The following is a 12,615-nucleotide window of genomic DNA, read 5'->3' as shown; positions in this document are numbered from 1 at the left end:
GTAGTTACAAAAATGTATGTTTATTTTGAATGGAATCAGGATAAAAATCACAGTAACCAGCGCAAACACCGTGTCAGTTTTGAGATTGCGCAACGGGTTTTTCTGGATCCCAACCATTTGGCTGTGTTGGAAAGGATCGAGGGTGGAGAAGAACGTTGGCAAACGATCGGCATGGTCGGATCCTGCTTGCTGTTGCTGGTGGCACATACGACGATCGAAACGGATGTCGAAGGCGATACAGTAGAGATCGTGCGTATCATTTCAGCACGCAAGGCCGATGCCAAAGAGAGGGGAAAATATGAAGCGCAAAAATTCCGCCAAAAATCTGGCCCATAGCGTACTCCCGCCGTTGACGGAGGAGCAGAAAGCGCAAATTGCTTCACTGAGTGCGTTGCCGGACGAGGACATCGATTATGCCGATGCGCCGGCACTGGATGAGGAAAAGTGGCAGGCTGCGGTTCAGGGGCGTTTTTATAAACCGATGAAAGTATCGAAAACCATCCGAATCGATGCGGATGTGTTGGCCTGGCTTCAGCGGCCAGGCAAAGGCTATCAGAAACGCCTGAACGCCGTGTTGCGTGAGGCGATGTTGAAAGAGCATGAACACGGGGAATAATGTGTGCCAGGCGGCTAACGATCCGGTGAGGTTCTCACCGGATTTTTTTTGCTGTTTTTTCAGGTAATGCGTTATCAACGCCGGCGGTCTAATTGCGGCGCTCGGTCAAAACCACACAAACGGTCATTAACGGTCATGCTGCGGAGCGTGGAATTGTGACCGTTTACCGTTTCTCTCCTGTTTACCTCAGGCGTACGCGCATCATAACTGCCTGTTACTCCACACTTTCGTAATTATTCATTTCATTTCCTTCCCGATTTTTTTGACAACTATCACATCGCGATCGTTGACCGATCGCAGGGCGATGCGCTTTGCGTCCGCGCGCAAAACGCGGCGCGGCAAATCGATATCGTAATCAACGTTGTGGAGGAGAAAAGAAACATGCTGCCTGTAGAACGTCATCGCTTTATCACCGAAGTCTTGAGCCAGCGCGGCCGCGTGATGGTGCAGGAGGTGGCGCAGCTGTGCCACATCTCTATCGAGACGGCGCGGCGTGATCTGGCCTTGCTTGAACGGCGCGGCCTGCTGCTGCGCAGCCACGGTGGCGCGGTGTTCGTCGAGCCGCCGGCGGTGGAGAAAACCTATGTGCCCGCCGAGATAGACCAGGGGGAATCTTTCCGCCAGCGCAGCAACGAGGCGCCGGAACAGAAGACGCGCATTGCCAAACGCGCGCTGGAATTTATCGCGCCGGGGGACTGCCTGCTGCTGGACAGCAGTTCCACCAGTTGGTTTTTGGCGCGCCAACTGCCGGATATCTCGCTGGTGGTGCTGACCAACTCGCTGCACATCATCCAGACGCTGGCCTGCAAGGCCAATGTGCGCACCATCGGCCTGGGGGGCGAGTATTCCGCCAAGTACGAGGATTTTATCGGCGTGCTGGCGGAGCAGATGCTGAAGGAGTTCGTGATCAACAAGCTGTTTTTCTCCTGCCACGGCATCTGCCAGGACGGCGGCATCCGCGAAAGCAATGAGCACCATGCGCGGCTGAAGCAGCAGATGCTGCTGGCGTCGGAACGCAAGTTCCTGCTGGTGGACAGCAACAAGTTCGGCCGCCGCTCGTTCGCCCGCATTTGTCATTACCGGGAAATAGACACGCTGATCACCGACAGGCTCAGCGACGACGAATTTCGTCAGGAACTGGCCTGGAACAACGTCGACGTGATTGAAGTTTCACCCGCCGCGAAAAGGGCGGCGCGATAACAACAACGAAAACCCTTATTACAGCCAACACTTGTGGAGAGAGAACAATGAAAAAATCCGTACTGGTCGGTCTGTTTGCCTCGCTGCTGCTGTCGGTCTCTGCGCAGGCGGCGGACAAGCTGAAAATGGGCGTGGTGGTGAAGATCGGCGGCATTCCCTGGTTCAACGCCATGGAGGCCGGCATCAAAAGCGAGAGCGCCAAACGCGGCATCGACGCCTGGATGGTCGGGCCGACGGCGGCGGATCCGGCGCTGCAGGTGCGCGCCATCGAGGATCTGATCGCGCAGAAGGTGGACATCATCGGCGTGGTGCCGAACGACGCCCGGGTGCTGGAGCCGGTGCTCAAGCGCGCGCAGGAAGCGGGCATCAAGGTGATCGTGCACGAATCCCCCGGCCAGAAGTACGCCGACTGGGATTTTGAGCTGGTGGACGCCTCGCAGCACGGAGTCAACCACATGAAAGCACTGGCCGCCTGCATGAAAGAGCAGGGCAAGTACGCGGTATACGTCGGCAGCCTGATGGTGCCGCTGCACATCACCTGGTCGGACTCGGCCATCAACTACCAGAAGCAACACTACCCGAACATGCAACTGGTGGGCGACAAGTTCGGCGTGGGGGAATCGCTGGATGACAGCGTGCGCACCACCAACGATCTGATGGCCAAGTATCCCGATCTGAAAGGCGTGCTGGCATTCGGCTCGCAGGGGCCGATCGGCGCCGGGCGCGCGGTGCTCAACCGCGGCAAAAGCAACGATATCTGCGTCATCGGGCCGTTCAGCCCGGGCCAGGGCGCTTCGCTGGTCAATCGCGGCGCCATCAAGGGCGGTTACATCTGGAATCCGATGGTGGCCGGCGAAGTGTTCGTGCGCATCGCCGACATGATGCACAAGGGGGAGAAAATCACCGACGGCATGACCATCGAAGGCATGGGCAAGGTGCAGGTGGATGCGCAGCAGCACACCATTCTGGGCAACGCCACCGAAAGCCTGGATAAGCAAAATCTGCCGAAACTGGTGAAGATGGGGCTGTAATCATGGCGATTTCCGGCAATACGGCAACGCGGAGCGCGCCGCTTATCGAACTGCAACAGCTGTCGATGACCTTTGGCGGGCAGCGTGCGCTGAACGATATTTCATTGGCGCTGATGCCGGGGGAGGTGCACTGTCTGGCCGGCACCAACGGCTGCGGCAAGAGCACGCTGATCAAGGCGATCGCCGGCGTCTATCAACCGGACGACGGCAGCCGCATTACCCTCGATGGGCAAACCTTCGGCCGGCTGTCGCCGGATCAGGCGCGCGCCTTCGGCATTCAGGTGATCTATCAGGATCTGTCGCTGTTTCCCAACCTGACGGTGGCGGAAAACATCGCTTTCGAACACAACCTGCGCGGGTTGCTGGGTTGGCACCGCCCGGCGCGGCTGCGGCGCGCCGCCGAACGCCAGCTGCAATCGCTGAGTTTCAATCTGGATCTCGACAAACGGGTGGCGGAGCTGCCGATCGCGCAGCGCCAACAGGTGGCGATCTGCCGCGCGCTGGTGGCGCAGGCGCGGCTGGTGATCATGGACGAACCGACCGCTTCGCTGACCCGCACCGAGGTCAACCAACTGCTGCGCACGGTGGACTATCTGAAAGCGCAGGGCATCTGCGTGGTGTTCGTCAGCCACCGGCTGGACGAGGTGCTGGAGATCTCGGATCGCGTCACGGTGATCCGCGACGGCAACAAAGTCGGTACCTGGCCGGCGGCGGAGATCACCGGCGATCGTCTGACCGAGCTGATGACCGGTCTGAAGCTGGACTATCGCCTGAAAGCGCCCAGCCTGAATAAGGATCGGGTGATGCTGGAGGCGGATCGCCTGAGCCGCGCTGGGCAGTATCAGGATGTGAGTTTCCGTCTGCATCAGGGGGAGGTGCTCGGTCTGTGCGGGCTGCTCGGCTCCGGGCGTACCGAGCTGGCGCTGAGCCTGTTCGGCATGACCCGGCCGGACAGCGGCAAACTCTACCTCGACAGCAAACCGGTGCGCTTTCGCGGCCATGAGGACGCGATCAAGGCCGGCATCGGCTACGTCTCGGAGGATCGCCTGACGCTGGGTCTGGTGCAGCAACAGTCGGTGGCGGATAACGCGGTGCTGACCATTCTCGATAAGCTGCGCGGGCGTTTTCGCCTGATCGACGACTACCGCAAGAATCGCATCGTCGCGGAGTGGATCGCCAAGCTCGGCGTGCGGGTGGCGGATCCGGATCAGGCGGTTTCGACGCTGTCAGGCGGCAATCAGCAAAAGATCGTGCTGGCCAAGTGGGTGCTGACCCAGCCGCGGATCTTGATCCTCGACTCGCCGACCGTCGGCGTCGACGTCGGTGCCAAGGCCAGCATCTACCAACTGATCCATCTGCTGGCGCAGGAGGGGATCGCCATTTTGCTGATCTCCGACGAGGTGCCGGAGGTGTATTACAACTGCGATCGGGTGCTGCACTTCAGCGGCGGCAGCGTGATCGGCGAATACCTGCCGGGGCAGGTGAGCCAGCAACAGCTCGCGGAGGCGGTCAATGCGTAGATTCAGTCTGAAACCGCGCGGCAACGAAGGCTACCTGGCCTGGGTGCTGCTGCTAACGGTCATGGTCTTTTCGCTGCTCAGCGATCGGTTTTTAACGGTGCAAAACCTGCTCGATCTCAGCGAAAGCTATGCGGTGAGCGGTATTTTCGCCCTCGGCCTGTTTGTAGTGCTGGTGACCGGCGGCATCGATATCTCCTTCGCCGCAGTCGCCTCGGTGGTGCAGTACCTGATCGCCACGCTGGCGACCCACTACGGCCTGGCCAGCCCGGCGGGCAGCATTCTGCTGGCGTTGGCGATCGGCGCCGCGCTGGGCATGGTCAACGCGCTGCTGATCTACTGCCTGCGCATCGTCTCGATCATCGTCACCATCAGCATGCAGGCGTTGTTGTTCGGCATGCTGATGTGGATGACCAACGGCCGCAGCCTGTATGCATTGCCGGACTGGTGGACGCTGCCGCGCAGCGTGCTGCCGTTCCAACTGGGTGAGCAGAGCTATCAGCTCGGTTTGCCGACGCTGGTGATGCTGGCGGTGGCGCTGCTGACCTGGCTGCTGCTGAACAAAACGCACCTCGGGCGCCAGCTGTTTGCCGTGGGCGGTGATGCGGAATCGGCGCGGCGCATCGGCATCCGCGTTGGCCTGCTGCATCTGTTCGCCTATGGCTATCTGGGCGCGATGGCGGCGATCGGCGGCCTGGTGCAGGTGTATCGCATGGGGGAAGTGGTGCCCAACGCGCTGGTGGGCGGGGAGCTCGACGTGCTGGCGGCGGCGGTGCTGGGCGGCGCCAGCCTGAACGGCGGCAAGGGCAGCGTGGTCGGCACGCTGATGGGCGTCTTCCTGATCGGCGTGCTGAAAAACGGCCTCAACCTGATCGGCGTGTCCAGCTACTTCATGAACGTGGTGATCGGTCTGGTGATCGTCGCGGCGATCACCGTCACCCACTACAAGAAACGCAAAGAAACCGACGTCGGTTTCGCCTGAGGAGCGCCTGATGGGCAACAACCTGAAATTTCGTCCGGACGGGGTCGCCGTCGGTCTGCTGGCATTGCTGCTGGCGGTGGTGCTGGCCTTTAGCCTGCTGATGCCGGGGCGCTTCTTCAGCGGCGCCACCTTCACCAGCGTGGCCTTCCAGCTGCCGGAGCTGGGCCTGCTGACGCTGGCGATGTTCATCCCGATCCTCAGCGGTGGCCTGAACCTGTGCATTATCGCCAGCGCCAACCTGACCAGCCTGCTGATGGCCTGGCTGTTCATCAGCTACCTGCCGGCGGATGCCGGGCTGGGTTTGCAGGCGCTGTGGCTGGCATTGGCGCTGGCGGCGGCGATGCTGCTGGCCGGGCTTATCGGCGCGGCGACCGGCGCGCTGGTGGCCTACGTCGGCGCGCATCCGATTCTGGTGACGCTGGCCACCATGACGACGGTCAACGGCATCGGCATTTACCTGACGCGCGGCGCGGCCCTGAGCGGCATGCCGGAGATCGTGCGGTTTATCGGCGCCGAGCGCGTGCTGGGCGTGCCGGTACCGCTGTGGATCTTCCTGGTGGTCGCCGCCTTGCTGGCGCTGTTCTTGCAGAAAACCCGGCTCGGCAAATGCATCTACATGAGCGGCAGCAACATCAACGCCACCCACTTCAGCGGCGTGAATACCCATCGGGTGTTGATCGCCATTTACACCCTCTCCAGCCTGCTGTGCGTCATTGCCGGGCTGGTGATGATGGCGCGCTTCAACTCGGCGCGCATGGGTTACGGCGACTCCTACCTGCTGCTCACGGTGCTGGCGATCATTCTGGGCGGCACCGATCCGTTCGGCGGTTTTGGCCGGGTCAGCGGCGTGGTGTTGGCGCTGATCGTGCTGCAGGTGATCGCGACCGGTTTGAACCTGATGAACGTCAGCCCGCATTTCAGTCTGGCGATGTGGGGCGCGGTGCTGATCGCGGTGCTGGCGCTGAAGTTTTTCCGCCATCGCTATCAGCAGCGGCGGGCGATGCGCCGCAGCGCGGCCCAGGCCAGAATCGCGGCGGGCCACTGATCCCTTTTCCCTTTTGCGCAGGATAACGCTAATGAAATACCAGATTTCACCTTCACTGATGTGCATGAACCTGATGGATATCCGGCAGCAATTGGCGGTGCTGAATCGCCGCGCCGATATGCTGCACATCGACATCATGGACGGGCACTACGTTAAAAACATCACGCTATCGCCGTTCTTTATCGAACAGATCCGGCCGCACACCTCGTTGCTGCTGGACGTGCATCTGATGGTGGAGAACCCGACCGACTTTATCGACCCTATCGCCCGTGCCGGCGCGGATTTTATCTGCCCGCACGCCGAAACCATCAACCGCGACGCGTTCCGGGTAATCAATCAAATCCGCGCGCTGGGCAAAAAAGTGGGGGTGGTGCTGAACCCCGCCACGCCGGTGGAGTTTATCCGCCACTATATTCATCTGCTGGATAAAGTCACCGTGATGACCGTCGATCCGGGCTATGCCGGGCAGCCGTTCATTCCCGAAATGCTGGACAAGATCCGCCAGTTGCGCGATCTGAAAAGCCAACAAAATCTGCGCTATCTGATCGAGATCGACGGATCCTGCAACCAACGTACTTATCGCGATCTGCTGGGCGCCGGCGCGGAAGTGTTGATCGTCGGCAGCTCCGGGTTGTTCAATCTCGATCCGGATCTGGAGGCGGCATGGGAAAAAATGCTGGATCAGATGCGGCAGGCGGCCTGAGGCGGGGGACATGATGCAGCATTTTCTTGGCGTTGACGTTGGCGGCACCAATACCCGCCTGCTGTTGATGGATGATGACGGCGAGTTTAGCGCTTACCGCAAGATAGCGACCGCCGACTGGGCACAGCAGGCCGATCCGCTGGCGGCGTTGGGCGATCTTATCGCCCGGCATAGCCAGGATCGTCAGGTGGCGCAGGTGATGCTTGGGTTGCCGGGGATCCTCAGCCGCGATCGCTCGCGGGTGCTGTCGCTGCCGTTCATTCCGGCGCTGGATGCCCAGCCGGTGGCGGCGCTGTTGGCCGATTTGCTGGCTCTGCCGGTGCGAATGGACAAGGACGTCAACCATCTGCTGTGGTGGGATTTGCAGCAGCTGCCGGCGCTGCCGCAGGTGGCGGTAGGGCTGTATCTGGGCACCGGCATGGGCAACAGCCTGTGGCTGAACGGCGATTTTTACCACGGGGCGCATGGCGCCGCCGGCGAGTTGGGGCACATTCCCTGGCCGGGCCATCTGGGCGAGTGCCCGTGCGGCAAACGGGGCTGCGTCGAGAGTTTGACCTCCGGCCATTGGCTGACCGGCTGGGCGCGCGCCAACGCGGCGCAAACGCCGTTCGACCGGCTGTTCGAACGCCATGGCGATCATCCGGATTTGCAGCGTTTCGTTGAACGATTGGCGCAGACCATCGCCATCGAAATGAATGTGATCGACCCCCAACGGCTGATCCTGGGTGGCGGCGTGATTGCCATGCGCGGTTTTCCGTTGGCGCGGCTGGAGCAAGAGATCCGCCGTCATCTGCGCGGGCCGCAGCCGGCACAGGGATTGGCGATCTCCATCAGCCGCCAGACCGATGAAACCGGCAGCAAAGGCGCCTGTTTGGCAGCCCGGCGCCACCTCCAATTGAGCAGGGAGTACCAGCAATGAAAGGCAAAGTCTGCGTGTTCGGTTCGTTCAACCTGGATATCGTCGCCGGCATGGCGCGCTTTCCGCAGCCCGGCGAATCGCTGATCGCCCGTAACAGTATGATGGGGGCGGGCGGCAAGGGTGCCAACCAGGCCACCGCCGCGCTGCGCGCCGGGGCGCGGGTGCATTATATCGGCAAGGTGGGGCGCGACGACTTCGGCACCTTCGCCCGGCGCCATCTCGCCGCGGCCGGCTTCGATGCGGTGACGCTGTTCTCGACCGGCGATTGCCCGACCGGCAATGCGCTTATCTACGTTGCCGGCGAGGATGCGGAGAACATGATCGCCGTCGATCCCGGCGCCAACCTGACGGTCAGCGAGGACGAGGTGCGCCAGTGCCGCCCGGCGATCGCCGCGGCGGATATTCTGTTGACCCAGCTGGAGAACAACCTGCCGGCGATCGAACAAGTGATCGCCATCGCCCGCGAGGCGCGGACGTTCATCATTCTCAACCCGGCGCCGTTTCAGCCGGTGCCGGACAGCCTGCTGGCGCAGGTCGATCTGCTGACGCCCAACGCCACCGAATGCACGTTGCTGACCGGCGTGCCGGTGCGGGATGTGGCTTCGGCGCGTCAGGCGGCGCAGGTGCTGCACGCCAAGGGCATTCGTTTGCTGATCGTGACCTTGGGCACGCAGGGGGCGTTGTTCTCGGACGGGGAACACAGTGAGCTGATCCCGGCGTTTCCGGCGCAGCCGAAAGACACCACCGGCGCGGGGGATGCGTTTAACGGCGCTCTGGCGGCGCAGCTGGCGAATCAGGTGCCGTTAGCCGATGCGGCGCGCTTCGCCGCCGCCTACGCGGCGGTCTGCGTGGAACGCGCCGGGGCGGCGGGGTCGATGCCGAGCTATGAGGAAGCGTTGGAACGCCAGCAGGCGTTCGCTTGACGTTGACGGGCTGTGGCGCAGAGGCGGCAGCCCGGCTCCCTTACTTCAACCAGCCTTTGCGCTGCGCGTCCCGCAGATGTTGCCCCGTGTTCCTGCCATAAAGCGGTGAAATACTCATACAGTGCGCCTGGCAGCATGCCCAATAGATGGCGCGCCGCCGGCACTCCCTGATCGCGGATCGCCGCTGGCCTGCATTCGGGGGGCGGGGGGATTACTGAGCGCACTGTGGGCGGTGATTGCCGCGAAGAAGAGGGCGAACAAACCGTAGTAACTTTCACGCCGGGTCAAAGCCCGGTGTGAAAGTTAAGCATGATAAATAACAGCTATGCAGCGACGGCATCGTGAGTAAAACTGCCAATGCCATTAACCTCCAGAACAGGTGAATCGTAATGGGCCATTTTGAAGGCATTGTCGCTTGTGAGACCAAAAATAATGTCATCGTTGTCCAAACTGTGATTCAGGTTCTTATCCACCATTACAAAATAGGATCCATTCAACGATAAGGCGCTGACTTCGCTCAATGTACCCTGGCTGTGGCCCTGAGTGACTTTAGAGACCAGTTCAATGAACAATTGTTGCGGAGTCGTATTCGTCGGAACATTCATTCCGGAGAGTAGCACTGTCAGGTCATTCAGAGATAAACTGCCGACGAGATCGATAGTCTTGCTGCCACCTGCGGAAAAGAGCCACTGCCGATCGATATCACCGACGACAATGTTGTCGCCTTCAACCCATGATGCATTTTGCGTGCTGCTGTTTTCATAATCGTTAAAGGTGACCATGTTATCAATGCTACTGTGGCTGAATACCACTGTATCCGTGCCTTTGCCGGTTGCCAGACTCGTATTGCCCATTACGTTGTAGAGATGATTAGCCTGGATTCCGTTGGTCGTGGGGGCGTCGTTAGCGATCGACAGTTGGTAACCGGCCATTTGGGACATGATGGTATCGTATCCCGTCAGTCCGCCTAATTGTTTTAGCACCTGATAGAACAACCCGCCGCCAGTCCCCCCTTGTTCCAGGGTCAAATTCAGTGGTGTGCTATTAGCCATGTGACAGGTGATGGATTTCAATTCTTCGCTGAAATTGTTTTTGATGGTGAGGTTAAGCGCCTTATCACCAGTAATGTTAATTTCACTGATATGGTTGTCATGGCCCTCAAGGCGTAGGGTATTTTCCGCATCCCCTTTAGATGATATTTCCAAGAACTCTCTGACCTCCGGAATGTCAGAGTCAATATAAACAGTGTCGGTTTTGAACGATAAGGTGCCGGCATCAGCGTGAGTTATATTCTTTGCATCAAAAGTGATAGTCATCACTGGCGAAAAATTTTTATAGCGGTAATCGGGAGCGTACTCAAAGGTAATATGGCTGTTTCCACCGGCATTACCGGTGATTTCCAGGGCGCGTTGGCTAAAAGGGACATCCATAAATGAATCTACCGGCACATTAATCACCGTAACGTTATCGGCAAAGCCAGACAGCGCAAAACCGTATGAACCCGTAAAGCCGTTTGGCATTCCCCACGCAGGATCCCAAAGTTCGGGGGCTTTCAGGTCGGTGACATGCGTATAATCCTTGTTGTGTATATTAGCGATAGAGAGATCGGCCAAGAGGCCTATATCAAATACATGCCTGCCCTCGTTGCCGACTAATTGTCCGTCAACGTAGATAGAACCCGTACCTCGATAACCCGCCAAATCGATCTGGGGAAAAAGCGTAAAGTTACCTACATTGGTGGCAATCGTGCCGGAAAGCGCACCATCGACACCCGTAGTGAGATAAACATTCTTGGTGATAAGGTTAGCCGCTAATACCGAGCCTTGATCATACCCCTTAATTTTGAACGTATCGCTAACGCTATTGGCGCCGTCATTGATGCTATTGCCTTGCCATTGCACATTGATATTTTTTGCAAAATTGAATCGAAGCACACCGGTGGCATGCGCCATATCTGCATCTGCTGTGATGATGATGTTTTGATTGTTTCCAGTAATAGGACTGACCAAGGTGACATTCGGGTTTTTCAGGAATATATCAATATTATTGAGTGCTTGAGCGAACAACTTCAGCAAAACACTTTCAGTACCGTCGATGGTAAGAGTATGCCACCCATTGAATTGACTAATATCGATAGTGCCTGATTTTACGACGTTCAGCGTAATGTCATTCAGCATGGATAACTCAGCGTTGGAGATAATATGTTCGACGCCATGATTATTTATTATCCCTGTTAACTCTCCGTTTTCACCACTTTTTGTCAGTATGCCCTGTTTGACATAGTTTAAGTTGGCTCCGATCTTTTGTTCGAATTGTTGGACAGCATAACTGCCTGGTGCTCCGCCATTGCCTGCAATAATACTCTCATTAGCACGGAAGTGCGCCAATACAGCCAGTGTCGCCTTCAGTGCATCGTTGCCACTTTCGTTCATAATTGCGACAGACTCGGCTGTCGTCATGGGTCTTCCCCATAGGTTATTGAATATTATCTGGTACGAGGAGGCTTTGGCGAAAGCAGGTTGCTTGGAGAACATGGCGAGGATGTCACTCTCAGATCGCCCAGCGGCTAATTGCTTACTGTAGGTATCCAATGCATTGGCATCAATATAATAACCGGCAATGCTCAAGTATATTGCAGTTATGGCTTCCTGATACTTCGGTGCGGGTAACTCTCCAGCAGCATAAACATGAGTGTTAGCCAAAAAAATTGCTTTAGCATCAGCATGAACGCTGGTTTCATCATTGCGGATATCATTAATCATGCGTACTATGACATCACCACGGCTTTCAGTATTGATATTCAATTCGGTAATATATTTTTGTAGTTGGTCGTTATCTGGGGTTGATCCAAAAATATTTTCATAGATTTTGATGACGAAATCATTGTCGCTAAGGTTAGACAACGTTTTTTTACCTTCGACAAACTTTTGTGCAATCAAATTTAACTGTTCAGGGTGACTATTTATCACATTACCCCAATAGTTTATGCCATCGGATGTCATAGTGGATTTCACTGCATAATAAAAACCTTGCACCCATTCAGCCCCGTCTGATACTGAGCTGTTAAAAGAGGGAAATAGCGTTTGATTAACGGTTTCAATCAACGCAGCTTGTTGTTCTTGCAAGAGGGTTTCTTGCCCGGAGTAGTGAAGAAGATCGTTGCTCATGTAAGCAGCAAGGCTACCGAGATCACCTCTCCTCTCCAATAGGCTGAGAAGATAAGTGAGTGTTTTCTCTGATGCGTAGGTACCATGAATATTGTGATAAATAAACTGTACTTGTTCGCGTTCATTTAACTCTGACAGGCGTGATTGACCTAATTCAGAATTGATTAATTTATTAGTTAATACAGGAATGGAGAGGTTTTCTTGCGTTATTTTTTTTGAAAAATAATCAATATCTTTAATGTCGGCTTTTTTTCCTATAATGGCATAAAATAATGCGGCGACATCGCGTTGAACGAATATTGAGCTCATGAATTTCCCCAAAGAAATGGATTCGCAAAAGGTAAGTAAAGGAGAGAACCTTGGGATAAGCAAGTATGAGACAGGCTACGTGCCGGGGCTGGGAGTATAAGTGGTTTTGCCTTGTACTGACCGTTACGATGGAGGCTAAAAGCAAGCTATGGCGCCTCCGGGGATGAGGCGGCACTGTGAAATCAATAGGCTGCAGTGTACTC

The 12,615-nt window shown here is 57.1% G+C and carries 11 protein-coding genes; 10 read left to right on the top strand and 1 reads right to left on the bottom strand.

Annotated features, from left to right (window positions below; genetic code table 11):
- The first annotated feature begins 12 nt into the window (after positions 1-12).
- The 10 genes from ACJ8QF_RS15925 to rbsK all read left to right on the top strand — a co-directional run bounded on the left by ACJ8QF_RS15925 (position 13) and on the right by rbsK (position 8,936).
- A complete protein-coding gene (locus tag ACJ8QF_RS15925; protein ID WP_088381899.1) occupies positions 13-336 on the top strand; it encodes a BrnT family toxin in 324 nt (107 codons plus the stop codon).
- On the top strand, positions 299-616 hold the full coding sequence (locus tag ACJ8QF_RS15920) for a BrnA antitoxin family protein (protein WP_004931651.1): 318 nt from the start codon (positions 299-301) through the stop codon (positions 614-616). The genes ACJ8QF_RS15925 and ACJ8QF_RS15920 overlap by 38 nt, the downstream gene beginning before the upstream one ends.
- Positions 617-997: 381 nt before the next feature.
- A complete protein-coding gene (locus tag ACJ8QF_RS15915; RefSeq protein WP_004931653.1) occupies positions 998-1,816 on the top strand; it encodes a DeoR/GlpR family DNA-binding transcription regulator in 819 nt (272 codons plus the stop codon).
- Positions 1,817-1,863: 47 nt separating this feature from the next.
- Complete coding sequence (locus ACJ8QF_RS15910) at positions 1,864-2,847, top strand: substrate-binding domain-containing protein (RefSeq protein WP_442537683.1); 984 nt, start codon at positions 1,864-1,866, stop codon at positions 2,845-2,847.
- A gap of 2 nt (positions 2,848-2,849) precedes the next feature.
- A complete protein-coding gene (locus tag ACJ8QF_RS15905) occupies positions 2,850-4,367 on the top strand; it encodes a sugar ABC transporter ATP-binding protein (protein ID WP_131165545.1) in 1,518 nt (505 codons plus the stop codon).
- A complete protein-coding gene (locus ACJ8QF_RS15900; RefSeq protein WP_442537682.1) occupies positions 4,360-5,346 on the top strand; it encodes an ABC transporter permease in 987 nt (328 codons plus the stop codon). The genes ACJ8QF_RS15905 and ACJ8QF_RS15900 overlap by 8 nt, the downstream gene beginning before the upstream one ends.
- Positions 5,347-5,356: 10 nt before the next feature.
- Positions 5,357-6,391, top strand: coding sequence for an ABC transporter permease (locus ACJ8QF_RS15895; RefSeq protein ID WP_075685243.1), 1,035 nt, complete (start codon positions 5,357-5,359; stop codon positions 6,389-6,391).
- A 31-nt stretch (positions 6,392-6,422) separates the two neighbouring features.
- Positions 6,423-7,094, top strand: a complete 672-nt coding sequence (gene alsE, locus ACJ8QF_RS15890; RefSeq protein WP_004931664.1) for a D-allulose 6-phosphate 3-epimerase — start codon at positions 6,423-6,425, stop codon at positions 7,092-7,094.
- A 10-nt stretch (positions 7,095-7,104) separates the two neighbouring features.
- A complete protein-coding gene (gene alsK / locus ACJ8QF_RS15885; RefSeq protein ID WP_004931666.1) occupies positions 7,105-8,013 on the top strand; it encodes an allose kinase in 909 nt (302 codons plus the stop codon).
- The gene (rbsK, locus tag ACJ8QF_RS15880; protein ID WP_021505706.1) at positions 8,010-8,936 is read left to right on the top strand and encodes a ribokinase; all 927 of its coding nucleotides are present in this window, start codon (positions 8,010-8,012) and stop codon (positions 8,934-8,936) included. The genes alsK and rbsK overlap by 4 nt, the downstream gene beginning before the upstream one ends.
- Positions 8,937-9,259: 323 nt before the next feature.
- On the opposite strand, the gene ACJ8QF_RS15875 is transcribed toward rbsK, so the two are convergent.
- The gene (locus ACJ8QF_RS15875; RefSeq protein ID WP_442537681.1) at positions 9,260-12,412 is read right to left on the bottom strand and encodes a DUF4214 domain-containing protein; all 3,153 of its coding nucleotides are present in this window, start codon (positions 12,410-12,412) and stop codon (positions 9,260-9,262) included.
- Positions 12,413-12,615 lie beyond the last annotated feature (203 nt).

The organism is Serratia sp. CY81684, assembly GCF_052166595.1.
Classification (GTDB): domain Bacteria; phylum Pseudomonadota; class Gammaproteobacteria; order Enterobacterales; family Enterobacteriaceae; genus Serratia; species Serratia nematodiphila.
This window is presented reverse-complemented; position numbering and strand designations above follow the sequence as displayed.